21 protein-coding genes are annotated in these 23,856 nt (G+C 55.8%); 17 read left to right on the top strand and 4 right to left on the bottom strand.

Annotated features, from left to right (window positions below):
• Positions 1 to 42 precede the first annotated feature (42 nt).
• The 17 genes from HQ37_RS07360 to HQ37_RS07275 all read left to right on the top strand — a co-directional run bounded on the left by HQ37_RS07360 (position 43) and on the right by HQ37_RS07275 (position 18,697).
• Entirely contained in the window at positions 43 to 303 is a 261-nt protein-coding gene (locus HQ37_RS07360; protein WP_036881933.1) for a YtxH domain-containing protein, read from the top strand.
• Positions 304 to 525: 222 nt separating this feature from the next.
• A complete protein-coding gene (locus tag HQ37_RS07355; protein ID WP_152566817.1) occupies positions 526 to 1,365 on the top strand; it encodes a hypothetical protein in 840 nt (279 codons plus the stop codon).
• 519 nt (positions 1,366 to 1,884) lie between these two features.
• Positions 1,885 to 2,607, top strand: a complete 723-nt coding sequence (locus HQ37_RS07345; RefSeq protein ID WP_036881925.1) for a rhomboid family intramembrane serine protease — start codon at positions 1,885 to 1,887, stop codon at positions 2,605 to 2,607.
• On the top strand, positions 2,591 to 3,493 hold the full coding sequence (locus HQ37_RS07340; protein WP_036881923.1) for a rhomboid family intramembrane serine protease: 903 nt from the start codon (positions 2,591 to 2,593) through the stop codon (positions 3,491 to 3,493). The genes HQ37_RS07345 and HQ37_RS07340 overlap by 17 nt, the downstream gene beginning before the upstream one ends.
• A gap of 1 nt (position 3,494) precedes the next feature.
• Positions 3,495 to 4,676 (top strand): endonuclease/exonuclease/phosphatase family protein, encoded by a 1,182-nt coding sequence (locus HQ37_RS07335; RefSeq protein WP_052080851.1) that lies wholly within the window; start codon positions 3,495 to 3,497, stop codon positions 4,674 to 4,676.
• 13 nt (positions 4,677 to 4,689) lie between these two features.
• Positions 4,690 to 5,157 (top strand): cytidine deaminase, encoded by a 468-nt coding sequence (gene cdd / locus HQ37_RS07330; RefSeq protein WP_036881920.1) that lies wholly within the window; start codon positions 4,690 to 4,692, stop codon positions 5,155 to 5,157.
• Positions 5,158 to 5,556: 399 nt separating this feature from the next.
• Positions 5,557 to 6,249 carry an energy transducer TonB gene (locus HQ37_RS07325; protein WP_036881918.1) on the top strand — a complete coding sequence of 231 codons (693 nt, stop codon included), beginning with the start codon at positions 5,557 to 5,559 and terminating at the stop codon, positions 6,247 to 6,249.
• Positions 6,250 to 6,411: 162 nt separating this feature from the next.
• The gene (locus HQ37_RS07320; protein ID WP_036881915.1) at positions 6,412 to 7,404 is read left to right on the top strand and encodes a polyprenyl synthetase family protein; all 993 of its coding nucleotides are present in this window, start codon (positions 6,412 to 6,414) and stop codon (positions 7,402 to 7,404) included.
• 3 nt (positions 7,405 to 7,407) lie between these two features.
• Positions 7,408 to 8,184, top strand: coding sequence for a TatD family hydrolase (locus HQ37_RS07315; protein WP_036881913.1), 777 nt, complete (start codon positions 7,408 to 7,410; stop codon positions 8,182 to 8,184).
• A gap of 138 nt (positions 8,185 to 8,322) precedes the next feature.
• Positions 8,323 to 10,413 (top strand): Ig-like domain-containing protein, encoded by a 2,091-nt coding sequence (locus HQ37_RS07310; protein ID WP_081951808.1) that lies wholly within the window; start codon positions 8,323 to 8,325, stop codon positions 10,411 to 10,413.
• 39 nt (positions 10,414 to 10,452) lie between these two features.
• Positions 10,453 to 11,442: a GSCFA domain-containing protein gene (locus HQ37_RS07305; protein ID WP_036881911.1), complete on the top strand. Its 990-nt coding sequence runs from the start codon at positions 10,453 to 10,455 to the stop codon at positions 11,440 to 11,442.
• 535 nt (positions 11,443 to 11,977) lie between these two features.
• Positions 11,978 to 12,817 (top strand): MotA/TolQ/ExbB proton channel family protein, encoded by an 840-nt coding sequence (locus HQ37_RS07300; RefSeq protein ID WP_036881908.1) that lies wholly within the window; start codon positions 11,978 to 11,980, stop codon positions 12,815 to 12,817.
• 30 nt (positions 12,818 to 12,847) lie between these two features.
• Complete coding sequence (locus HQ37_RS07295) at positions 12,848 to 13,321, top strand: hypothetical protein (RefSeq protein ID WP_036881907.1); 474 nt, start codon at positions 12,848 to 12,850, stop codon at positions 13,319 to 13,321.
• 40 nt (positions 13,322 to 13,361) lie between these two features.
• Positions 13,362 to 13,964, top strand: a complete 603-nt coding sequence (locus HQ37_RS07290; protein WP_036881905.1) for a biopolymer transporter ExbD — start codon at positions 13,362 to 13,364, stop codon at positions 13,962 to 13,964.
• Between the two features lie 7 nt (positions 13,965 to 13,971).
• Positions 13,972 to 14,445 (top strand): biopolymer transporter ExbD, encoded by a 474-nt coding sequence (locus HQ37_RS07285; protein WP_036881902.1) that lies wholly within the window; start codon positions 13,972 to 13,974, stop codon positions 14,443 to 14,445.
• A gap of 140 nt (positions 14,446 to 14,585) precedes the next feature.
• The gene (locus HQ37_RS07280; RefSeq protein ID WP_036881899.1) at positions 14,586 to 17,879 is read left to right on the top strand and encodes a S41 family peptidase; all 3,294 of its coding nucleotides are present in this window, start codon (positions 14,586 to 14,588) and stop codon (positions 17,877 to 17,879) included.
• Positions 17,880 to 18,193: 314 nt separating this feature from the next.
• Positions 18,194 to 18,697 (top strand): HU family DNA-binding protein, encoded by a 504-nt coding sequence (locus HQ37_RS07275; protein ID WP_081951806.1) that lies wholly within the window; start codon positions 18,194 to 18,196, stop codon positions 18,695 to 18,697.
• Positions 18,698 to 18,780: 83 nt separating this feature from the next.
• Here HQ37_RS07275 and HQ37_RS07270 read toward each other — a convergent pair whose 3' ends face one another.
• The 4 genes from HQ37_RS07270 to HQ37_RS07255 form a co-directional block, all read right to left on the bottom strand.
• Complete coding sequence (locus HQ37_RS07270) at positions 18,781 to 21,783, bottom strand: PD-(D/E)XK nuclease family protein (RefSeq protein WP_036881898.1); 3,003 nt, start codon at positions 21,781 to 21,783, stop codon at positions 18,781 to 18,783.
• Between the two features lie 43 nt (positions 21,784 to 21,826).
• Entirely contained in the window at positions 21,827 to 22,702 is an 876-nt protein-coding gene (gene lipA / locus HQ37_RS07265) for a lipoyl synthase (RefSeq protein WP_052080849.1), read from the bottom strand.
• Positions 22,703 to 22,924: 222 nt separating this feature from the next.
• Positions 22,925 to 23,131, bottom strand: coding sequence for a winged helix-turn-helix domain-containing protein (locus tag HQ37_RS07260; protein WP_036881896.1), 207 nt, complete (start codon positions 23,129 to 23,131; stop codon positions 22,925 to 22,927).
• An 18-nt stretch (positions 23,132 to 23,149) separates the two neighbouring features.
• Positions 23,150 to 23,854, bottom strand: coding sequence for a B3/4 domain-containing protein (locus tag HQ37_RS07255; RefSeq protein ID WP_052080848.1), 705 nt, complete (start codon positions 23,852 to 23,854; stop codon positions 23,150 to 23,152).
• Positions 23,855 to 23,856 lie beyond the last annotated feature (2 nt).

Here is a 23,856-nt window from a genome sequence, read left to right as displayed (position 1 = left end):
GAGGTTGGTACAAATACTCACAGAATTAACAACGAAAAAACTATGGCAAACTCAAATGGAAGGTTCGCTCTCGGTCTATTGATCGGAGCCGCACTCGGCGCAGCCGCCGCTTATTTCTCTGACCGCAACAGACGAGAGAAGTTCGCAGACGATCTCTCTTGTACTTTCGACAAGGCCAAGGATGGCCTGGTGGAGAGCTACTACGAGGCTAAGGATCGCTATCACAACTATCGCAACAAACTCGTCAATAGCACCGAAGAGCTGCTCGATGAGGTGCGGGACGAACTCAAAGAGCTTGACTAGGCCTCAGCCTAGTCTCTAGTTGCATCCCTCGGAGCGTGTCGGCAGTGCAGTCCTTGCACTGCCCGCTCTCCTTGGGCTTATCTCTACGACCCATCCATGACTGGTGAGGCCCTGCGGTAGACGGGTGTCCTCTGTCCTAAGTGGCTTCGTCCCTAGACGACCCACCCGGGAGAGAGGGGCATCCCCCTCGGCTGCAGTGCCTCTCTGTATTTATCCGAAACAATGAGAGCTCAAGACAAACAACAACTGGATCGACTGACCGATAGTGTGGTCAGCTTCTCTCGTAACAAGCTCAATGCGCTGCTGTTTGGCGCAGCGAGCTCTGTGGCCCGTACCTCGGGCAGTCTCACGACACTCCTGATCCTCGTCGTGCTGGGCTGCAATGTCCTGCTTTTCCTCAGCATCGCACTAGCCTTTTGGCTCTCGAGCCTGCTGGGAGGATCGCTCGCCTGGGGCTTCCTCATCGTCGCAGGCATCTACCTGCTACTGATGCTCCTCTACCTGTTGCTGCGCTCCCGAACCGAGGCTTGTGTGCGCAATAGGGTAGCAGCGCAGGCCCTTAGAGCTTCGGGTGAGCTCAACGAAGGGCTCGACCGTGTGGCTAAACTTCGCCTCAAGGGGCATGTCGTGCCCTATGCTCAGCAGTGGGCTGGTCGCCCTGCCTATACCGCTATGGTTGAGATGCAGCAGGAGGCGCATTTCAAGGCCGACTATGCCCTCAAGCAAGCTAAGAAGAGCGGTTCGTACTTCGTCTATAACTACAAGGAGGTCGCCAAGCAGGCCGCCTTCGCAGAGGTCGAGGCTCGTGTCCCAGGGCGCAAATTCGTTACCCCTTTGCTCAAGCTGTTGGGCTATCGTCCCACTACCAGGCAGCCTCGTGCAGAGATTCCTGCTCCTAGGCAGTCTGGCTCTCGGGTTCGTGGCCTCGAGGACTACATGCCCTACATCAAGTTCGCTGTCGAGATCATTCGCCCAGTGCTCGTAACCTTCGCCATCAGTAGGCTAAGGGGCGGTATCGGTTATCTGCTCGGGCTTACAGCTCGCCGACGAGGCAAGCGTTAGCGAGTGGGGTATAGTCCTAGAGCCAAGCTTCTCCTTGAGGCCACACCGAGTGCTCCGCTTTGTCCGAGCCTTGCTGTGCGGCCTCGAGTGGCTTCTTCCCCGAGAGCTTCGCCTCCCTTTTCGCAAAAGCCTTCGGGCTCGCTTCCGAGAGTCTTTTAATTGTCCTCCATCTCTGTTGTTCTGTGCTGTAAAACATAATTTGACTATTGTGTGGCTTGTAAATTCAGGGGAACTTTGCGCCGGAAATAAAGCAATCTTTTTCGACCCTAGAAGAAGGTATTCAGCGAAAACAACACGGTTCATAAGGCATGTCTGTTAGCTTGGCTACAGGACATGCCTTATGCTTTTCTTCCTCTTACTTCGGGCGAGCATCTGCCCTCATTACAGACGAATTTGCCTTGGAGAGTGGCCTGGATCTCTGAGAGAATGTAGTATCTTTGCTCACTCCCTGCGAGGCTTAGCTCCCTCGCCAGGAGGGTGCGAACGAACCCTATATGCTCATTTTATGTCGAACCGTCTATGACAAGCAATACCTTCTCTCTAAGGCATTTCGCTCCGCCGATGACCCTAAGGCTCATCATCATCAACGCATTGATGTGGCTCGCTCAGATGATCCTCCTTCATCGACACGGGATCGATCTGTCGGATATGCTGGGGATGCACTACATCGCTGCCGAGAGCTTCTCGCCCCTACAGCTCCTCTCGTATATGTTCCTGCATAGTACGAGTGGCATCGATCACCTCTTCTTCAATATGTTCTCCTTCTGGATGTTCGGTAGCACGATCGAGCGGTTCTGGGGACAATTTAGGTTTCTCCTCTTCTACGTCATCTGTGGGCTCACGGCCGCACTTGCCCAGCAGGGGGTGTGGTTCTTCGAGCTCCTTGAGATCACAGCGCTGCCTAGCGACTCTCTGGTGCAGCTGAGCTCGAATGTAGTCTTGCCTGTTTGGCAGGTACTCGATATGCCCGTTACTGTTGGGGCTAGTGGGGCGGTCTTCGGTCTCCTCTTGGCATTTGGGATGCTCTTCCCCAATAGCTCTATCTTTTTGCTCTTCCTCCCGATCCCGATCAAGGCGAAGTACTTCGTGGTGATCTATGGGCTCATAGAGCTCTTCCTCGGTGTGAGCTCAAGAGGGGGAGGCACCGTTGCTCACTTTGCCCATCTCGGCGGTATGATCGGCGGCTTCCTGCTGATCCTGCTGTGGCGCAAGAAGGGACGTATCGATGGCCCCTACAACTAACTCCTCGTCTCTGAGCCGCTGGAGGCAGAGCTATGCCGAGGCCTCGCCCCTGAGGCTTATCCTCTACCTCAATGTAGCTCTCTACCTCCTGATTGCCCTCGTGCAGCTAGGCCTCGATCTTTGGGGCTCGGGTGGAGTGTCGCTCAAGCGCATGGGGGCTCTCCTGCCCAGTGGCGCACTCTTTCTCCTGCAGCCCTGGGGGCTCTTGACCTACAGTTGGCTTCATGATGGGCTGCTGCATCTGGCGGGTAATATGCTACTGCTCTATGTCCTGGACAAGCGGCTCTTGCATGGCATTGGACAGCCCCGTTTGGTCGCCCTCTACCTCGTTGGTGGCCTATGGTGTGCCGTGGTGTTGCTCTCGATCTATATGCTCCTCTCGGCCCTTGGGCTATGGCTCATCTCCTATCCTGTCTTTGGGGCAAGCGGAGCGGTGCTCACACTGCTGGGAGCCTCGACAGCCCTATATCCTAACAGAGAGCTCGAGCTTGCCTGGCTGGGGCGGCTAAGGCAGCGAGACCTCCTACTAGGCTTCATCGTTCTCGATGTGGCCCTGATGCTGCTCTTCGAAGGCAACTGGGGTGGGCACGTCCTGCATCTAGCGGGTGTGCTGCTGGGGCTACTCTATGGCTATTTGCTGCGCAGTCGGGGGATTGATCTCGTTGCCCCGCTGCTGGCATTCTACTCGACAATAGAAAGGCGGCGACGAAGACACCCCCTCCCCCCTCCCCCTCCGCCTCGTCGGGAGCGAGAGGGGCAGAAGGAGCTCAACGATATCCTCGACAAGGTGCGCAGCTCCAGCTACTCTTCGCTCACCCCGCACGAGCGAGAGCTCCTCTCTCGTGCCAGCGAAGAGGCTTCGAAAGAACAAACATCCTCCAAATAAGATGACTACACAAAGGCATCCTCGTGCTCAGGGCATTGGGCGTATCTTCAAGTGGAGCTTCAAGGGACTGCTCTATGTCCTGAGTGCCACGATCTCGGCCCTCTATTTGCTCTCGGTCGGGGCTATGTACATTCCCCCGACTAGGTGGGGGATACCTGCGTTGTTGGGTCTGCTCTTCCCTTTGTTTTTTGTGCTTCAGGTGGCTTTGGTGCTCTTTTGGTTCATTCGCTTTCGCTGGCATCGGGTGCTCCCGCTTGTCGTGGTGTTGCTCTTGGGTTGGCCTGCGCTCAGGGCCTATTTCCCGATCAATATTGACCGCCGGGAAGAGCCTGCCGAGGGACAGATGCTTCGAATACTCTCGTACAATGTCAACGGTTTCGGTTTCAAGCCTCACACCCCCTCCTCGCCCAACCCAACCCTACAATACCTCAAGGCCAGTGGGGCAGATATTATTTGCTTGCAGGAGGCTTACCTCGTCAGGCATGACTCTCAAGGGATCACCGAGAGCGATCTGAATGATTATCTAGGGAGGGAATACCCTTATCGTCATCACCTCTCTGCGCAGAAGGAGAATAGTAGCACGCTCCTGCTCCTGTCTCGCTATCCGATCAATCGTGCAGAGCGCATAGCTCTGCGTTCCCACTATAACGGAGGGGCACTCTACAGCCTTCAGGTCGGGGAGCTAGAGGTTAAGCTGCTCAACCTACATCTCGAATCCTTTCGTCTAAGTAAGCTGGGTCAAGAGTATTATTTACAGCTGGCCAAGCACAATGATCGTATGGGTGTAGAGCGTATGCTTCGAGGTAGATTCTTACCCGTGTTTCGTCTGCACAACTTACAGGCCAATCAGCTCGATCAATTGTTGAACTCTATTGGGCGAGAGCGGACGATCATCTGCGGAGATTTCAATGATACACCCGTCTCTTACCTACACCGTTCGTTGAGCAGAGGGATGCAGGATGCCTTTGTAGAGAGTGGAAATGGCCTTGGACTGACCTATAATTCTGCCCCCTATCGTGTGCGTATCGATCACATCCTCTGTGGGTCAAGTTTCGTCCCCTATGCCGCGCGGGTCGATCGGAGGGCTCAATTCTCCGATCATTATCCGATCACGGCAACCCTGCTCTGGCAGCATGATGAGAAGGAGCAGAAGGCCTCCCAATCTCCGACAAATAACCCCTAGTACTCTATATCATATGGATAAGCAACTTCATCTGTCTTACGGTACCATAGCTCGTAGTGAGCTCTCTGAGCAAGAGCTACGTCTTGAGTCCGAAGCCCTCGAGGCTGCTCGTAAGGCCTATGCCCCCTATAGTAACTTTCATGTCGGTGCTGCCGTTTTGTTGGAGAATGGTCAGATTGTCAGTGGATCGAACCAAGAGAATGCAGCCTATCCTTCTGGGCTATGCGCTGAGCGTACGACCCTCTTCTATGCTGGGGCTCAGTATCCGGAGGTAGCTCCCCTGGCTTTGGCCCTTGTGGCGATCAATCAGGCGGGGCGAGTCCCCCTGATTACGCCCTGTGGGGCTTGTCGGCAGGTCATGCTCGAGACAGCCATGCGCTTCCGTCCCTACAAGGTTCTGCTCATGGGCCCTGAGGAGACGCTGCTCATCGAGGACTGTCGTCTGCTCTTGCCCTTTGCCTTCGACGGCAGCGACCTCTAGAATCATCCGCCTAGGGGAGGCTCTCCGCCTCGTCTCGGAGAGCTCAATAGGGTCGTTAGCGAGTCCTCGCTAGCCTTTCGGTCGAGAGAGCATATAGGCTCTCTGTGGAGATCCCGATAGGATCACACTGGAGACATAGATAGGACTTCGATGGAGCTCCTACTTAAGCCTCGGGTGTGATCCTATCGGGATTGTTTTTGCCCTCTCGACGGGCTCTTTGTAGGGCCCTGCCCTTGCCTGCCCTTTAGACTGTTGGGAGAAGTAGAGGAAGATCATCGAAGACGTTTGGCCGACTGTGCCGCTCTTTCTTCGTTATACTCGCTCGTGCAATCAAAAAAAAATCGTACATTTGTCTCGTAGCTCCAAACAAGAATCATAACAACGTAATAATAGACAGATATGGAAATCAAAAAAGCCCCCCAAGCAGACCTCGAGCGAGGCAAACTGCTCTCCCTCCTCATGGGATTGGTGGTTGCCATCTCGGTAGTATTCGTCGCTCTGGAGTGGCGTAGCCCTATGGACAATGGCCCGATTGTTGCCAACAGCTTGACTATTGCTGACCTGGACAACGTGCCTATCATCGAGGACGAGCAGCCCGAGCCCGAGCCCGAGCCCGAGATCCAAAAGGTCGTGGAGGTACAGCTCCCCGAGGTGCTGACTGTCGTAGAGGACGAGAAGAAGATCGAGACCAAGTTCGTCTCTGCCGATGAAGGTAAGACCCTGCCTCCCCCTGTACAGGTTGTCGCAGATCCAGAGCCCGAGCAGGAAGAGGAGATCTTCGAGGCTGTAGAGAAGCCTGCTGAGTATCCTGGTGGCCCAGAGGCAATGCTCAAGTATCTGAGTAAAAATACTGAGTATCCTGCCATCGCTCAGGAGAATGGTATCCAGGGTCGTGTGTACATCGAGTTCGTCGTGGAGAAGGACGGTACGCCTACTCAGTTCCGAGTGCTCAAGGGCGTAGACCCTGCGCTGGACAAGGAGGCTCTTCGTGTGGCCAAGACCATGAAGAAGTGGATCCCAGGTGAGCAGCAGGGACGTAAGGTGCGCTCGAAGTTCCGTCTGCCCGTACTCTTCCGCCTGAACCAGCAGTAGGGCCTGCCCGCTGTAGACGGTCAAATGCCTACCTGTCGTTTGTGACCCGAGGCCCTTACGCTCGAGGCACGGACTTGATCATTCATCGTATTGACATCATCTCATAGGCCGCCCCCTAGCTCAGAGCGAGAGTAGGGTGCGGCCCTTATATTTTTACCCCCTATGAACCAACATACACCCCTTCGTGCTGAGATGCTCTCGGCCATTGAGCTCTCGCTCCAGCAGCGAGGCTTTGCCCACAAGACCCCCGAGCAGCTCTTTGCCCCTATCGACTACACGCTACGCCTGGGAGGCAAGCGCATCCGTCCGCTCTTGAGCCTCCTGGCTGCACACCTGCTCTCTGAGTCGTGGAGAGAGGCTCTGCCAGTGGCTACAGCTGTAGAGATCTTTCACAACTTCACCCTCCTGCATGATGACCTGATGGATCGCTCGCCGCTGAGGCGTGGCCAGCCTACTGTCTATTGCCGTTGGGATGACAATACCGCCATCCTCTCGGGCGATGCCATGTGCATCGAGGCCTATCGGGCTCTCGAGGGCGTTGCTCGAGGGGAGATCCTTGCGCAGGTGCTCCCTCGTTTCTCCGCTGTAGCTCTTGAGGTATGCCAGGGTCAACAGTACGACATGAACTTCGAGCGTAGGGATGATGTCTCGGTAGATGAATACCTCGAGATGATCCGACTCAAGACCTCCGTACTCATAGGCCTTGCCCTCGAGCTAGGGGCGATGAGTGTGGGGGCAGACGAGGAGATATGTCATCGTCTCTACCAGGTGGGTGAGAGCCTGGGACTAGCCTTTCAGCTACAGGATGACCTCCTAGATGTCTATGGCGATGAGGCTACCTTTGGCAAGCCTGTGGGCACTGATATCGCCAATGCGAAGAAGACGCTGCTGCTGCTCTATACTCAGGCTCAACTCCCCGTTGACCAGAGGCACGAGCTCGCTCAGCTGCTCTGCCTTCCTCCCGAACGCAATGCCGAGCGCATCGAGCGTGTGCGTGCCCTCTACGATCGTGTCGGGGTACGCTCCTATGCCGAGGGACTGATCGAAGACTACACTCGCAGGGCTCTGGAGAGATTGGCCTCAGTTGTACCCGACGAGGCCCGACGGGCCGAGCTGGAGGATCTCTTCCGCTCCCTCATGCACCGCAATAGCTAGGCAATGATCATAGACACCCATGCTCACCTCTATGCTGAGGAGTTTGCCAGCGACCTCGTCGAGGTGGTGGCCCGAGCCCAAGAGGCGGGACTCTCGGAGGTCATCATGCCAGCCACGGATAGGGCTTCGTACGAGCCGATGATGGCTCTCTCTCGATTGTATGCCGGCTACCTCTTTCCCACCATCGGGCTGCATCCGACCTACGTCAAGGAGGATTGGCAGGACGAGCTCAGCTTCGTCCGCAAGCAACTTCCTCAGCACCCCTTCGTCGCAGTAGGCGAGATAGGTCTGGACTATTACTGGGACACAACCTATCGCAGCGAGCAGATTGAGGCCTTCGAGACCCAGTTGGCTTGGGCTCAGGACTTTGATCTGCCCGTCATCATCCACACACGGGAGGCCTTTGCCGATACCTTTGCCTCTATGGCTCGCATGCCCCATCGGGTGCGAGGCGTCTTCCATAGCTTCACGGGCAGCGAGGCGGAGCTGGATGAGGCCCTCAGTTTCGAGGGAATGATGATCGGCATCAATGGCGTGGTTACTTTCAAGAATAGCCGTCTGAGGGAATACATCGCTCGCATCCCTCTCGATCGCCTCCTGCTTGAGACCGATGCTCCTTATCTTGCACCAGTGCCGAGGAGAGGTAAGCGTAATGAACCTGCCTTCATAGCTCATACGCTGAGCTTTGTCGCTGAGCTCTACGGTTGTACGACGGAGCAGCTCGCCGAGGCCACTGGGGCGAATGCTCGTCGCCTCTTCCCCCGCATCCTTCGAAGCTAAGGGCTCGGCATCGAGGCTCTGCCCCTGGTCGGAGGGCAGGGATGGAGGCATGTGGGCGAAGCCTTCGCTCAGGGCTAAGATGCAAGGATAATTGTAACTTTGCCTCCCCGTGCTGCCCCTAAGGCACTAGACCCCTATATGAACCGAAAGAACAATCCCTCCCCCGCTCCTCTAGAGGGGCATCCCTTCTCGCGTCGAAGTCGTCGGCTAGGCCGTGCGCTCTCGCTCGCCCTCTCTCTTGTCGTCCTCGTTGCTCTCAGCTGGGGATGCGCCAATATGGGTAATCCTGAGGGTGGCCCCTATGATATGACCCCCCCAAGGTTCATCGGGGGGACGCCTGACAACCGAGCTACCTCAGTCTCGACGACCAGCCTCCGCTTGCGTTTCGACGAATTTATTCGTCTGCTCAACCAGCAGGAGAAGCTCATTATCTCTCCAGCGCAGCATCAGCCGCCTCGCATCAGTGCCCATGGCAAGGTCATCGATATTCGCCTGGAAGATAGCCTGCGTCCCCATACGACGTACAGCTTCTACTTCGCAGATGCGGTGGTGGACAATAATGAGGACAATCCGTTGGAGGACTTTGACTACACCTTCTCTACTGGTGAGTCTCTCGACTCGATGCGCCTAGGGGGAGTGGTGCTGGATGCTCGTACCCTAGAGCCTGTCGGAGGATTGGTTATGGGTGTGTATTATAAGGATGAGGTCTCTGATAGTGTATTCAGGACAAGCCCCTTCGTCTTCGTGGGTAAGACCTCTCGTATGGGCCGCTTCTCGATCCGAGGGCTTAGAGACTCAGTCTACCGTGTCTTTGCCCTCAAGGATGATGACAATAACTATCGCTACAGCATGCAGACCGAGGGCTTGGCTTTCGATGGGGTGGACTGGTCTACGAGCCTCTTGGACAGCCTGCGTACCGATACCATCCGCATCGACTCGATCGTACGTCGAGACACGATCCGAAGAGACTCGCTCATCACCAAGCCTCATACCTATTATTATCCGGATAGCGTACTTTTGCGCTACTTCGTCGCCCAGGATATGCGTCGAGGGCTACAGAAGCATAGCCGTGTAGACTCACTGCTCTGTCGGCTCGAGTTCGTTCAGGAGCAAGACAAAGCCCCCCTGCTGCGTTCGCTTGAGCGTCCTGAGGTCGAAGCTGACGAGCTCTATGTAGCTTCGGTGCAGGGGCGTGTGGTCGACTATTGGCTCAAGGATGGGGGACTGATCTCTGCCGACTCTATCCGTTTCGCTCTGACTTATGCTAAGACGGACTCGCTCCTAAGGCTCTCGGAGCAGACCGATACGCTGACCTTCTACAAGCCTCGAGAGAAGGCATCAGCTAAGACAAAGGTTGAGCCTCAGCCTCGTCCCAAGCTCACCCTCAAGCTCGAGACCCTCGGTGGAGTCTTCTCTGCGACACCTAAAGATCGACTATACCTTGTAGCCTCTGCCCCCCTTGCTCCTCCTGGAGAGGGTGCTATTATCCTCGAGGCCAGTCGAGACACCCTATACAAAAGCATTCCTTACCGCTTCGAGCAAGACTCGCTCGAGCGACTGCGCTACGAGATCGTTTTTGAGCGTTCGTACGGGCACAGCTACCGGGTGCGCATTGATTCGGCGGCTCTGTCGAGCATCTATGGCTCAGTTAATGATTCTACGGGCCTGCAGATGAGGCTCTCACGGGAGAGTGAGCTGGGGCATCTCAGCATGGAGGTCGTAGGCCTAGAGGGTCGGGTCATGCTCGAGCTCCTGGACAAGAGTGGGGAGGTCCTCGCCCAGCAGCTCGCCCTCGATAGCACAGCCGCCCCAGGGGGGGCTGCCTCGGGGATGGTCGCAGATAGCGTGTCTGCTAGTTATACTCCCCTCAAGAATGGAGCAGCTCCTGACAGTACAGGTGCCGAGGCATCACTGCCAGTGCTGCAGACCGAATTTAGAGACCTTAAACCTGGGGAGTATTACCTGCGCCTCTATATAGATCGCAATGGTGATGGCGTGTGGACGACAGGCAGCTACCCCGATCGTCAGCCCGAGGAGGTATACTATTGCTCGGAGCTCCTCTCCGTCAAGAAGGGCTTCACAACTACCGAGCGATGGGAACCTCTAGCCAAGCCGCTCCACCAACAGAAGCCTGAAGCCCTGCGTAAGACGAAGCCTGAGAAGGTTCGTGAGCGTGTAGACAAGAATGTAGAGTACTACCGCCGCATGGAGGCCAAGGCCAAGAAGTAAGCCCTCGGCCTCCAGTGCGAAGACTCCTAACCCAAGATCATGATCAGGCTACAAACCCCTGTCCCTCTGCCTCCTCGCCCTCGGCTGCTCTCGCATGGCGAGCAGCTCCTGAGCCTAGGCTCTTGCTTTAGTGAGCATATTGCTCGAGAGCTTCATCGATTGGGGCATCGGATCGAGATCAATCCACATGGCGTCCTCTACAACCCACTCTCGATCTGCACTGCCCTAGGGCGGATGCTCGAGGGGCGACTCTATACCGAGGGCGAACTGCTGCCGCATGCAGGCCTCTGGCATAGTATGATGCATCACGGCCGCTTCTCCCGCCGAACGCCTGCCGAGACCCTGGAGGCGATCCAACGCTCCTATGAGGCTGGGCGTAGGGCTCTCTTCGGGGCTCGTTACCTGCTCTTGACCTGGGGGACGGCCTATGTCTATCGCCTTGGCTCGACGAACGAAGTCGTGGGCAATTGCCACAAGATGCCTGAGTCGCACTTCTCCCGTTCGCTCGTCTCGGTTGAGGAGCTACTCGAGCCTTGGGTCGAGCTCCTGGGGCGTCTCCTGGAACATTTGCCGGAGCTGCAAATCATCTCCACCATCAGCCCCATCCGCCATCTGCGTGATGGAGCGCATGGCAACCAACTGAGCAAGGCTACCCTGCTGCTCTTCGATCAAGCCTTGAGGGAGCACTTCCCCGAGCGCATGGTCTACTTCCCCTCGTACGAGATTATCCTGGACGAGCTGCGGGATTACCGTTTCTATGCCGATGACCTGACACACCCCTCGTCCCTCTCGCAGCGCATCGTGAGCGAACGCCTGATCGACTGGCTCTGTAGCGACGAGGCCAAGGCCCTGCACCCACACATTGATCGTCTGCGCAATCGTTGGCTGCATCGTCCGCTACAGCTCGATGAGTGGGAGTATGAGCTCGAACGAGAGCAAACCTTAGTGCTGATCCGTTCGTTTCAGATGCAGCATCCCGAGCTGGATCTCAGCGAATGGTTCATGCCCTCCCTTGAGGAGGGGTTTTAATGCCCTTTTCTTCCCCCTAAATATACCCTCTTCGGAGAGGCTATTTGCCCCTTTGTCGAAGTATAAGTAGGACCTCGATCGAGGTCCTACTTATACTTCGACCGAACTCCTATTTATATCTCAATCGAGGTCCTACTTATACTTCGACCGAGCTCTTTCTTGATGCTCTCCTGAGGCCCAACCGAGAGCTCAATTGCGGCCCCAGGGCTTTGCATCGGTCGATCGGTTGAGAGCTCTACTCTGTGCTCCCTGGTACGAAGAGACCCTGCCCTCGAGTCCCTTTTTTCGATAAATATTGGCTCGATCCTCCTCCCTTAGCGGACAAATCGCCTCGCTAGGGAGGACAAATTCGATAAGGTTCTGAGGAAAATTTGGTTGGAGTAGGGAAAAAATGTATTTTTGACCTCCGAAGTTGCCTCTCCCGTCGTAACAAGAGGGCTGGGCCTGTATGGTTGCCAGGTCAAGTCTCGAGGGGTCGCTCAAGCTCAAGAATAGAATAAACTAAGTATAACAACTAATTCAAAAACAAACAACGATGAAAAAGTTATTTGCAACGATTGCATGTGTCGCTCTTCTGTCTGTTGGTTTCTCTACTGCAGCGGTAGCGCAAGATCAAACAGCTGCTACTCCAGAGCAGGTAGTTACTGACGCTGAAGCTGCTGTAGAAGAAGCTACTGCTACAGAAGCTCCAGTTGAGGCATCTGCCGAAGAGACTGTGGTGGCAGAGAATGCTTCTTTCCACCAGGCTCTCAAGTCTAAGTTCATCGACGGAGGTGCTGACTTCATGTCGTTTGTGGTGATCACTCTGATCCTTGGTTTGGCTATCAGCCTTGAGCGTATTATCTACCTCAACCTGGCCAACGTGAACCCAGATCAGATGCTCCACGACATCGAAGAGGCTCTCGTTAAGCGCAATGACCTAGAGGGTGCTAAGAAGATCGCTCGTGAAACTCGTGGCCCTATCGCCTCGATCGCCTATCAGGCTCTGTTGCGTGCAGATCAGGACATTGACATCGTTGAGAAGTCTGTAGTATCCTATGGCGGTGTACAGGGTGGTCTGCTCGAGAAGAACCTCTCTTGGATCACGCTCTTCATCGCTATGGCTCCATCACTCGGGTTCTTGGGTACTGTAGTAGGTATGGTGCTCGCCTTCGACAAGATCGAACAGGTAGGGGACATCAGCCCAACAGTTGTGGCCGGTGGTATGAAGGTGGCTCTGATCACAACCATCGGTGGTCTCGTAGTCGCTCTGATCCTTCAGGTGTTCTACAACTACATCCTTTCTTTGGTAGAAGGTATCCTCAACCGCATGGAAGATGCTTCTATCACGCTGCTTGACCTCGTAGTTAAGTACAACGTTAAGAACAACAAGTAAGCTTACGTACACTTTTATCAATCAAGAACAATGGCTGTAACTGGAATTAGAAAGGTATCCAGCTCTACTCTCTTGGCTCTTGTGGTCATCAGCATCGCTGTCATCGCTCTCTTCTTCGGAGGGGGCTTCGAGCTCGACGACAAGGGAAATAAGGTGTACGAGTTTACAGATACTCTTCTGTGGTGGACGTACGCCCTCCTAGGCGTTACGATCCTGGGCACCCTCGGGTTTGCCCTCAAGGGTTTCTTCTCCTCTTTTGCAAACGACTCCAAGAAGGCTCTGCTCTCACTCGGCGGCTTGATCGGTCTCATCGCTCTACTGGGGATCACCTACGCTATCGGCGATGGTACGCCTATGGCTAATCTGAATGCAGACTCTCAGCGTTTTAATACCGAAGGCTGGCTCAAGCTCACCGACATGTGGCTCTACTCTACCTATGCACTCTTCGTGCTCGTAGTCGGTGCTGCCCTCGTGGGTGCAATCAGCAAGGTGGTCAAGAAGTAACGGGTGGTAATCAGAAACGAAATATCAAACAAAAAGCATTATGGCTAAGAAAAAAAGAAAGACTCCAGGCATTAACGGATCGTCCTCGGCCGATATCGCTTTTATGTTGCTTATCTTCTTCTTGATTACAACTTCGATGGACACTGACAAGGGGCTCAAGCGTCGCCTGCCGCCGCTTGCCCCTAAGCAGCAAGATCAGAAGCCAGTAGAGATCAACGATCGCAACGTAATGCGCTTGCTTGTGGACCGCACCGACCAGATTGCGATCTCCAAGCGTACAGCGGTCATCCCTGTGCGTATCGAAGAGCTCAAAGACAAGGCTGTTGAGTTTATCATGAACCCCAACGATGACCCACGTCTGCCAGATAAGGAAGTGCGTGAGATCCCTCTCTTGGGGAGCAGGAGAGTAACGACTAGCGGTTATGCGATTTCGCTCAAGAGCGAGATCGAGACGAGCTATCAGATGTTTATCAACGTGCAGAACGAGCTGCTCAAGGCTTACAACGAGGTGTGGGAGAAGACCGCTCTCAAGGAGTTTAAGACCTCCTTCGCAGACCTCTCACCTGCAAAGCAAAAGGCAGTAACCGAGATGTACCCTATGCACATCTCCGAGATGCCTCTGTCTAACCTCAAAAAGAAGTAAGTGAACTATGGGAAAGTTTAGTAAATCAGGTGGGCGCGAGATGCCCGAGTTGAATACTTCTTCTCTACCAGACTTGGTGTTCGCCTTCCTCTTCTTCATTATGATGGTAACGTCGATGCGTGAGGTAACGCCTAAGGTGAGCTACAGTAACCTGCCTCAGGCTACCGAGCTTACCAAGCTCGAGGAGAAGTCGCTCGTTACCTTCATCTATGTAGGTAAGCCTACCGAGCAATATCGTGCGATGTATGGTACTTCATCGGCTATTCAGCTCAATGACCAGATCACTCAGAATGCCTCTGCCGTTTATAACTACGTCAAGGAGGCCGAGGGCAAGATCAAGGATGAGCGCAAGAAGTTGATGCAGATCTCCATCAAGGGCGATAGAGATACGAAGATGAACATCATCTCCGATATTAGGGAGGAGCTGCGCCGAGCAGATGTGCTCAACATCAGCTACTCTGCTCGCCAGAGCAAGAAATAAGCATTCTAACTGGCGATATCCTGAGGCTCGATTACAGAGAGCCTTAGGGCATCGCCCCCTCAAAAGGAGAGCCTCATGCCCACCCTGGAGCGTGGGGCTCTCTTTCTTTATCATCACACACATTCCTCTAAACAAAACTTATGAAGATCAAGCAGCTTATCTATGCGCTGGGCTCTTTGGCCCTGGCCACGACGACTGTACTGGCTTCGGAGGCCGGATCGTCTCCCCTGTGGATGCGTTATCAGCAGATCAGTCCAGATGGTTCTCGCATTGCCTTCTGTTACCGTGGCGATATTTATACGGTCTCCTCTTCGGGTGGGCAGGCCGTTCGTCTGACGAGTAACCGAGCCTACGACTATAGCCCCGTTTGGAGCCCCGATGGAGAGCAGATCGCTTTCAGCTCGAACCGTGATGGCAGCGATGATGTCTACATCGTTTCGTCAAGGGGGGGGAGTCCTCGTCGCCTTACCTTCAATAGTGCTACCGAGAGACCTGTTGCCTTCGATGGTAATCAGAGATTGCTCTTTACGGCGAATATCATGCCTTCGGAGCGTTTCGATATGTTCCCCTCGGGTCTCTTTGTTCAGACCTACCGCATCTCGACCCAGGGCGGACGAGCAGAGCTCTATAGCTCTCTACCTATGGCCGACATCGCCCCTCGAGGTGGAGGTGAATTGCTCTACACCGACATCAAGGGCTACGAAGACCCTTGGCGCAAGCACCACACCTCGTCTGTGGCTCGGGACATTTGGCATCGCTCTACGAAGGGGGAGTACACTAAGATTACCTCCTTCAAGGGAGAGGATCGTAACCCCGTTTGGGATGCTACTGGAGGGATGTACTACCTGAGCGAGCAGGACGGGACTTTCAACGTTTATCATCGTCCTCAGTTCAACTCTCACCTAGCTGAGCGTCAGATCACGACCTTCAAGGGCAATCCTGTTCGTTTCCTCTCTGCCTCGGACAATGGTCGTCTGTGCTTCGGTTACGATGGCGAGATCTATACCTGGGATGCTCAGAGTGGTCTGCGCCAAGTGCCCATCTCGATCAGCTTGGACAATGAAGAGCGAGACATCGTGCATCGTCAGCTGAGTTTGGGATACTCCTCCTTCGCGCTCTCGCCCGACAATAAAGAGGTCGCCTTCGTAGTCAATGGCGAGGTCTATGTGGGCAATATTGAGTTCGGAACGACCAATCGGATCACTAATACTGCCGAGCAGGAGCGCGATGTAGACTTTGCTCCCGATGGCCGCTCGATCGTCTATGCCGCCGAGCGCAACGGGCAATGGAACATCTACCAGGCCTCTCTTGTGCGCAGCGAAGATCCACAGCTCAGTTATGCCACAGAAATCAAGGAGAAGCAGCTGACCAAGCATGCTAAGCCTTCGCAGACCCCACTCTTCAGCCCCGATGGCAAGGAGGTTGCTTTCCTCCGAGATCGTACCTCTATCGTTGTGTTGAACCTAGCTTCGGGCAAGGAGCGCGTTATCCTAGATCGTAAGCACAACTACTCCTACGCTGATGGAGACCAGCACTTCCGTTGGAGCCCTGATGGCAAGTGGATCTTGACTAACTACATGGGTAATGGAGGATGGATGCATGTCGATGCCGCAGTGATCAAGGCTGACGGCTCGGGCGAGATGGTTAATCTGACCGAGAGCGGCTACTCTGATGGTGGGGCTACGTGGGTGATGGGGGGCAAAGCAGTCCTCTTCACCAGTGATCGTTCGGGCTTCCGCAGCCATGGGAGTTGGGGGGCGCAGAGCGACCTCTACCTCATGTTCCTGGATCGCAAGGCCTACGAGGAGTTTCGCCTGAGCAAGGAGGAGAAGCAGCTGCGTAAGGAGATCAAGGCCCTAGAGGAGAAGAATAAGAAGAAGGATACCAAGAAGGAAGAGCCCAAGAAGGATACAGCCAAGAAGAATGGCAAGAAGGATACCGCTGCAGACAGCACCAAGACCGAGTCTCAGAAGGTGAAGACCATCAAGCTTGAGTTCGAGGATAGAGACAACCGCACGATCCGTTTGACCCGCTTCTCGGGCAGCATCGGCGATGCCTTGATCAACAAGGATGGCACGAAGCTCTACTACATCGCAGGCTACGGCTCTGAGGGTGGTCTTTGGGAGCATGACTTTGAGAAGAAGTCTACCCGTCTGCTCTCCTCCAGTGTCAGGGGTGGCTCGCTCTTCCTCGGCAAGGATGGTCGCACGATCTATGTGGGTAGCTTCATGGGCCTGAGCAAGCTCAATGGCAATGCACCTACGCCTATCCGTCTAGCGGCAGAGTTCGAGCACAAGCCTGCGGCAGAGCGTGAGTATATCTTCAATCATGCCTGGCAGCAGGTACTGGACAAGTTCTACGATGTGAACCTGCATGGGGTCGATTGGGCGCATTACAAGAAGGTGTATGCGAAGTTCCTCCCCCATATCTCTAACGATCGCGACTTCGCCGAGATGCTCAGCGAGATGCTGGGTGAGCTGAATGCTTCGCATACAGGTGCTAGTGGACGAGTGGCCGTTGTCGCTACGCAGCAGACAGCGGCTCTAGGTGCTTTCTTCGATTCCAAGCACGAGGGCGATGGTCTGCGTGTGCAGGAAATTCTCAAGGGTGGCCCTCTCTCTCTGCTCGATCGTAAGATCAAGCCTGGGGCGATTATCGAGCGCATCAATGGTGAAGTGATCAAGGCTGGGATGCCCGTCGAGCTGCTCCTCAACGACAAGGTCGGTAAGCGTGTCGTGCTGACGATCAAGGATGCAGGCTCGAGCAAGAGCCACGAGGAGTCTGTCTTCCCCATCAGCCAGTCCTATCAGAATGAGCTGCTCTACCGTCGTTGGATCGAGCGTCGTGCCGAGCTGGTGCACAAGTGGAGTAAGGGACGCATCGCCTACGTTTACGTTCGCCAGATGAATAGCCCCAGCTTCCGTGAGGTATTCCGTGATCTGCTCGGTAAGTACCGCAATTGCGATGCGGTGGTGGTAGATACTCGCTACAATGGTGGCGGTTGGCTGCACGAAGACCTAGCCTACCTGCTGAGCGGGAAGAAGTATCTCGAGTTCACCCCTCGTGGGCAGTACATGGGCCAAGACCCCTTCATGCAGTGGACGAAGCCCAGCTGCGTGCTCATGAGCGAAGGCAACTATAGCAACGGACACGGCTTCCCCTGGGTGTACAAGACCCTCGGGTTGGGTAAGCTCATCGGAACGCCCGTGGCTGGTACGATGACGGCCGTATGGTGGGAGACGCAGATCAATCCTGCGATCGTCTTCGGTATCCCACAGGTTACCTGCTCCGATCTCGATGGACGTGCTTTGGAGAATATGGATCTTATCCCCGACATCGAGGTGTACAACTCGCCCGAGGACTACCTCACGGGTGAGGATGCTCAGCTACGCCGTGCTGTCGAGGAAATGATGCGTCAGGTCGGCGGCCGCTAAGCGGCTTGCTCGTCCGAGCGCACGCTCTCGAGGCCTCATCCCCACGCTCTACCTCTTGCGAGGTCGGGCGTGGGGATGCTCGTTTGTGGGGGCGAAGCGTATCCGTTACCCCTTTGGGTGGATGTCTAAACTTTCTTGCGCAAGGCGAGAAATTTTCTTCCGCACGAAAAAATATTTTCTTCCGCAAGGAAATAAATTTTCTTCCGCAAGAAAAAATATTTTCTTCCGCAAGAAAATTTGGACGCTTTGGCGAAGAAATTTTTGTATCTTAGCAGAGCGATATAACACATTGTTCAACAGTAAATTGAATTATCATGATTAAGATTAAAGCAATTGAGCGCAAGGTGGGCTTCAGTAAGACCGGAAAAACGCTTTGGTACCCTGCCATTCACTTGCATTCGGACGTGAAGTTCGATGAGTTTATCGACTTGGTTTCGGACGAGACAACGATCTCTTCAGCCGATATTAAGGCGGTATTTGATCGTGCTTCGAAGGTACTCATTCGCCTTCTGCAAGACGGCAAGAGTGTCGATTGTGGCGACATGGGGACATTCCGCCCCAGCATCACGGCCCGCTCGGGATCGGGAGTTGATGCAGCCGACAAGGTGAATATTGACCTTGTAGACAAAGCCAAGGTCATCTATACCCCACGTGTTAAGGTCAAGACTGCTCTCAAGGGCGTTCGCATGGAGCGTGCCGAGCGCGTCTTGGACGTGCCCTACAACTCTTCGGGCAAGAAGACAGAAAAGCCTTCTCCTGGAGATACTGCTGGCGGCGGCGATACTGCTGGCGGTGGTGATTCACACATCGGGCTGTAGGGCTTAGCCTCCGCCCCGAAACGACGATCCCCCGAGCTGTGCATCATGGCACACCTCGGGGGATCAGCTGTATCGCCTCGTGGCTAAAGACCTTCCCTGCCGCAGCTCAGGACGAAGGGGCAGTGCCCACAGCCCTGCGCACTCCTCTCTTGGCGGAAGGGTTGCCCTCGGTCGAAGAGCTCCTCGAGACTCTGCCCCCATACCTCGACGAATGCTTCTCTGAACTCCTCATATTCCCCCAGGTCTCTCTCGCTGCGTCTCGTCTTCCCCTCCTCGACTTCGTAGAGGACAACCTCCGAGCGATAAGCCTTCCCCTCACGGCGCATGCTGGGCAGGTGATAGATGTGCGGACGTAGGGGCTTGCCCCGTAGAGCCTCGAGGCTCGGGCCTGACTCGCCCGTATGGCCTCGGTAGAGCAGCTCGCAGTAGATCATGGTCTGGGCGATAGCTTTGTGTTCGCCCTCGCTGTCGAAGAGCTCCTGCCAGCTGGGCAGCCTGCGCACAGCATAGCCCGTCTTGTAGTCAATGACCCGTATCGTTCCCTCGTGCTCGTCGATGCGGTCTATAGTTCCCTTGAGGCGCACCCTACGGCCATCCTTCAGCTCCAGCTCGAGGTGAACCTTGAGCTCCCCAGCATGGTAGACGAAGGGGGCGAGCTCTCGGTCATACCGCAGGACGGTGTAGACCTCCGAGAGGATGAGGTCGCAGTAGATATCGGCCAGGCGGGAGAGGGGAGCTCGGTGCTGCGACTTCGGCAGGACAGTCCGCTTGTATTCCCGTCCGACGAGCGTGTGCAGGTAGGCCCGATGCCCGGGGGAGAGCAGGTCGTCGAGGAACTGAGGCCGGATCTCCCTCCCCCCCTCGTAGGGGCGGTAGAGCTCCTGGACGACGTTGTGCAGGATCGTCCCGAATTCATTGGCCTGCATCAGCGGGCTAGGCGTTTCGTCCTCGGCGAGCCCCTCGATCTGCTCGTAGTAGAAGCGCAGCGGGCATGAGGAGTAGATGCTCAGCGTGCTGGGCGAGAGCTCGTGGGTGAGGCGGTAGGCCTCGAGGTGCTCCCAGGCTTCGCCCTCTTTCTCGACGATGATAGCACGTTGCGAGGGCTTGTCCGCCCTGCTTGAGAGGCTTTGGTGCTCGACGTTTGCCCCGTAGAGGTGCTCGAGCTGCTGCACATATCGGCTCAGCTCGGCCGCTCCGCCGAGCTGCTCCTCAGCTCCATAGAGCAGGGTGAGCGTCTCGGCCCGAGCAATCGACTGATAGAAGTTGTAGGCCGAGGCCATATCCTGCTCCTGCCCTGTGGGTAGGCCATGACCTTGCCTCAGGCTCAGGGGGATGAGAGTCGATGCCATGAGGTCTCGGGGTAGCTTGCCCTCCTCGGCCGAGAGGTAAATGACGTGCTGGCAGTGCAGCCCTCGAGCCTCCAATAGGCCCATGACCTGCACCCCTCGGAGCGGATTGCCCTCGAAGGGGATATTGACCCCCTCGATTAGGCCTTTGAGTAGTCGGATGGCGGTATCGACATCCACTAGATCGACATACCGCTCGAGCTGAGAGCGGAGTCGCTCGATGAGCAGGAGATAATGGTAGATGAACTCTAGGTCAAAGGGCGAGAGCCCCTCGCCTCCATCCTCCGCCTCTGCGCCCTCCTCGCCCTCGACACTCTCAGCGATCTCGGTCGGTAGCAGGAGGCGTAGCAGCCGTTGCATACGCTCCAGGAGCTCTATCCCCTCTGTGGGCCTGGATGGCACAAGGAGCTCTAGGAGCGGACGAAGCTCCAGCGTGTCGATGGTCTCGGCATGATCCTCTAGGCAGACGTAGTAGCTGCGCCCTCGCTTGATCCCCTCGGCGAGCCTCCCGATCGAGGGGAAGCTATCTCGCAGGAGGCGACTGCTCAGCAGCCCGGTCAATTGGTCGAGGGGGTAGGTGTCTCGCTCCCGAACGATGCGTTTGTGCTCTAGAAGGCGCATCCAGCGTTCGATGAAGACCGCTACAGGGGCGAAAGAGAGAGGATAGCCGAGGCTCACGTTGATGCTGGTGAAGCTGTCAGGGATAGAGCTCACGACTGGGAGCAAGAGCTGCTCATCGGGTAGCAGGATAGCTGTCGATGGGCTGGTAACCTCTCGACTATCGACTCCGATCTCATCGAGTAGCAGCGGGAGAGTCTTGACCTGTGCGATGCTTGAGCTACAGCGTATGAGGCGGATCGATCGCGGTAGGGTCGGGGCATCGCTCTCGGGGGCAAGGGCCGAGACCTCGCCCAGGAGCTCGAGGTTACGCTGCATCTGACGGTAGGCTGGATGCTCCTCGTCCTCGAGGATACGCAGCTGTCTATCCCAGCACCATTCACCTAGATCCCTACGACGGATTTGGGCAAATAGCCGCTCCTCGCTGGGGGTGAGTTGGAAGAGACCGACGAAGACGATCCTGCGCCCTTCTCTTCCCAGCCGATCGACGACCTCGACGGCTTGCTCGGCGACCTCTCGGTAGAGTGCACCCTCGTAGGCGATGCCGCCCTGGCGTAGCCGACGACCATAGGACTCGTAAAGTGGATAGAGCCTAAGCCAAAAGTCGAGGAACTTGTGTCGCATCAGCTCACTCTCCCCCTCCCCCCGATCGGGAAGGTCTCTGAACTTGCCCCAGAATTGCTCTACGAGCTGCCGCAGCTCAGGGCTTAGGTGTTCGAGCTCGTCCGTAAGCTCTCTGTAGTCGTAGACATTGGCATACAGCCCCCGAGCCGAGACGAGGTGGCGGTCGATGAGGTCGAAGTCTTTGAGGATAACTCCCCCCCAGTAGAGGAAGCTGTCGAAGCTCTCGGCATCGGGGTGGATCTCCCGATAGGCCTCATAGAGCTCAAACTGTAGGCTGGTGTGATCGGCGAGCCTACGTCCCTCGGGAGAGAGGGAGGTGATGAAGTCATTGATCGTCTGACATTCGGGGGCGAAGATCGGCCTCTCGGCCAGCTGAGAGAGGTAGTGCCTAAAGAATAGAGCAGCTCGCCTCGAGGGGAAGACGAAGCGTAGCTCCGAGACTCCACCCCCATAGGAGGCGTAGTAATGCTCAGCTACCGAACGAAGGAAGTGCGACATGGCTCTAGATAATTGGTCTTCTTAGCATTTCCCCTGCCCGTCGTTAGACATGCCGTTCGGCATGGTAGGAAGAGCGTACCAGTGGCCCGCTCTCGATGCGGTCGATCTTCTTCTCTAAGCCGAGGATGCGGAGCTTGGCGAACTGCTTGGGGTGTACATACTCCACTACAGGCAGATGCCTACGGGTGGGCTGTAGATATTGCCCGATGGTCAGCACCGAGACCCCTATAGCCTTGATGTCGTCCATGAGCTCGAGAACCTCCTCCTCTGTCTCTCCGAGCCCGAGCATGATCCCCGTCTTGGCTCGAACACCACTCCGGGCGATTCGCTCCAGCACAGCTAGGCTGGTCTCGTAAGTGGCCACGTGGCGCACCGAAGGGGTTAGTCTACGAACAGTCTCGAGATTGTGCGATACGATGCGGGGCTTCAGGGCCGTGATCTGATCGACCAACTCTAGCTCGCCATTGAAGTCGGGGATCAAGACCTCGATCGTTACCTCGGGGGTCGTCTGCTGTATGGCGCGTATCGTAGCCACCCAGTGGGCTGCCCCATAGTCCGGCAGGTCATCTCTGTCTACGCTCGTGATGACGGCGTGCCGTAGGCCCATCTGCTTGATGCTATCGGCCACTCGCTGGGGCTCTCCTGGGTCTAGGGGGGCAGGGGTACGGCTGGTCAAGGTGTTGCAGAAGCGGCAGGCTCGGGTGCAGTGTGCCCCTGCGATCATGAAGGTCGCAGTGCCTGCTCCCCAGCATTCGCCTATATTGGGGCAACGCCCGCTCGTGCAGATGGTGTTCAGACCATGCCCTTGCAGGTTTGTCTTAGTGTCGGTGAAGGTGCTATTGTCGCCCAGCTTGGTCTTAAGCCACTCGGGCTTGCGTACTCGAGTGCTGGTGGGTTTAGGGTCTTGTTTCGTTTCCATTATGCTGTCTCGTGGTGTGAGCCCTCCTTCGGGGCTGAACTGCGAATATAACTAGAACAAAGAACTGGGCCAAATGGCTCATCCGACGAGCTCACCCTCTTGGCTTCTCTGCTCCTCCTTCGTCGCCTGAGAGGAACGAGCATCCCCGCCAAGCAAGGATCCCTCTCCGAGAGTTCGGGCAGGGTCTCCTCTTGGCGGGGATGGGGTCTAGGGTGTGGGTGGTTAGTACATCACCAGGGAGATGAGCATCTCGTCGCCCTCGCCCTCGAAGTTGAGTTTGCCTTCCTTGGCGAGCCATCCGAGTGCGGCGAAGAGCTCCTTGTCTGTCTTGAGCTTAGTTGCCTTCTTGAGGGCCTTAGGACTCATCTTACCCAGCTCATTGAGTGCATTCCAGACGAGGCCAGCATTTGTTCCGATAGTTGCGATCATAGAAAATCTTGAATTGAATTAGTAATGTGTATCTCTCTCGCCAGGGCAGACGATGGTACTGCTGTAGGCCTTCACCTCGAAGTGTTGGTCAGCGGAGAGGTGTACCTCCTCGAGGGTCTCTTCGAGCCTCGAGGGTTGCCCTGTGAAGTCGTTGACGAAGATGAGGATCTCCTTGGATTGCTCGCCCAAGCAGGTGCGTAGGCTATCGCTCGTAGGGGTGGCGAAAGGGCCTAGGGCATCGCAGTAGACGGGCATTCGATCGATGTTGAGTAGTCCTCTGCCGATCCCCTCGTATTCGTCGCTTGCTCGCCCTAGGCGCAGCTCTACGCTCTCTCCCGAGATGTGCCCTCGGTCGAAGAGCCCCATGGAGTAACCACTGCGCAGGGAAAGCAGATTGCCCCAGTCTACTACCGCATGGACACGATAGAGACCAAGGGCATTAATGATCCGTCGCCCCAGCTGATCCGCAGCTGGACGATAGCGGTTAGGGTCTTTGCCGCAGCGTTTGTAGGCTCGGCGGGTGGCGGCGATGGTGCTGCGTTCACGCCAGGAGGCCAAATCATAGCTCCTGCGTACCCATTCGATGGTCTCACTAATGGAGCTCTCTAGCTGTGGACTCGGGGCTTTGGGGTTAATCGTCATCTCAATCACCCCGACTCTAAAGTCAGGGCAGAGGAGGGTAAACTCCTCTGAGCAGGTGATGTGGATCGTAGGTGTAGGCATAT

Origin of the sequence: Porphyromonas sp. COT-239 OH1446 (assembly GCF_000768875.1) — a bacterium.
Classification (GTDB): Bacteria; Bacteroidota; Bacteroidia; order Bacteroidales; family Porphyromonadaceae; genus Porphyromonas.
Note: the sequence above shows the minus strand (reverse complement) of the source record. Positions and strands in the feature narration are given on the sequence as shown.

Excerpts from the sequence above, each read along its gene's own strand:
- HQ37_RS07275 (WP_081951806.1), top strand. The coding sequence starts at position 18,194 with ATGATTAAGATTAAAGCAATTGAGCGCAAGGTGGGCTTCAGTAAGACC.
- HQ37_RS07295 (WP_036881907.1), top strand. The coding sequence starts at position 12,848 with ATGGCTGTAACTGGAATTAGAAAGGTATCCAGCTCTACTCTCTTGGCT.
- HQ37_RS07305 (WP_036881911.1), top strand. The coding sequence starts at position 10,453 with ATGATCAGGCTACAAACCCCTGTCCCTCTGCCTCCTCGCCCTCGGCTG.
- HQ37_RS07360 (WP_036881933.1), top strand. The coding sequence starts at position 43 with ATGGCAAACTCAAATGGAAGGTTCGCTCTCGGTCTATTGATCGGAGCC.
- HQ37_RS07340 (WP_036881923.1), top strand. The coding sequence starts at position 2,591 with ATGGCCCCTACAACTAACTCCTCGTCTCTGAGCCGCTGGAGGCAGAGC.
- HQ37_RS07270 (WP_036881898.1), bottom strand. The coding sequence starts at position 21,783 with ATGTCGCACTTCCTTCGTTCGGTAGCTGAGCATTACTACGCCTCCTAT.
- HQ37_RS07325 (WP_036881918.1), top strand. The coding sequence starts at position 5,557 with ATGGAAATCAAAAAAGCCCCCCAAGCAGACCTCGAGCGAGGCAAACTG.
- HQ37_RS07260 (WP_036881896.1), bottom strand. The coding sequence starts at position 23,131 with ATGATCGCAACTATCGGAACAAATGCTGGCCTCGTCTGGAATGCACTC.
- HQ37_RS07280 (WP_036881899.1), top strand. The coding sequence starts at position 14,586 with ATGAAGATCAAGCAGCTTATCTATGCGCTGGGCTCTTTGGCCCTGGCC.
- HQ37_RS07290 (WP_036881905.1), top strand. The coding sequence starts at position 13,362 with ATGGCTAAGAAAAAAAGAAAGACTCCAGGCATTAACGGATCGTCCTCG.
- HQ37_RS07285 (WP_036881902.1), top strand. The coding sequence starts at position 13,972 with ATGGGAAAGTTTAGTAAATCAGGTGGGCGCGAGATGCCCGAGTTGAAT.
- HQ37_RS07300 (WP_036881908.1), top strand. The coding sequence starts at position 11,978 with ATGAAAAAGTTATTTGCAACGATTGCATGTGTCGCTCTTCTGTCTGTT.
- HQ37_RS07335 (WP_052080851.1), top strand. The coding sequence starts at position 3,495 with ATGACTACACAAAGGCATCCTCGTGCTCAGGGCATTGGGCGTATCTTC.
- cdd (WP_036881920.1), top strand. The coding sequence starts at position 4,690 with ATGGATAAGCAACTTCATCTGTCTTACGGTACCATAGCTCGTAGTGAG.
- HQ37_RS07320 (WP_036881915.1), top strand. The coding sequence starts at position 6,412 with ATGAACCAACATACACCCCTTCGTGCTGAGATGCTCTCGGCCATTGAG.
- HQ37_RS07345 (WP_036881925.1), top strand. The coding sequence starts at position 1,885 with ATGACAAGCAATACCTTCTCTCTAAGGCATTTCGCTCCGCCGATGACC.
- HQ37_RS07310 (WP_081951808.1), top strand. The coding sequence starts at position 8,323 with ATGAACCGAAAGAACAATCCCTCCCCCGCTCCTCTAGAGGGGCATCCC.
- HQ37_RS07255 (WP_052080848.1), bottom strand. The coding sequence starts at position 23,854 with ATGCCTACACCTACGATCCACATCACCTGCTCAGAGGAGTTTACCCTC.
- lipA (WP_052080849.1), bottom strand. The coding sequence starts at position 22,702 with ATGGAAACGAAACAAGACCCTAAACCCACCAGCACTCGAGTACGCAAG.
- HQ37_RS07355 (WP_152566817.1), top strand. The coding sequence starts at position 526 with ATGAGAGCTCAAGACAAACAACAACTGGATCGACTGACCGATAGTGTG.
- HQ37_RS07315 (WP_036881913.1), top strand. The coding sequence starts at position 7,408 with ATGATCATAGACACCCATGCTCACCTCTATGCTGAGGAGTTTGCCAGC.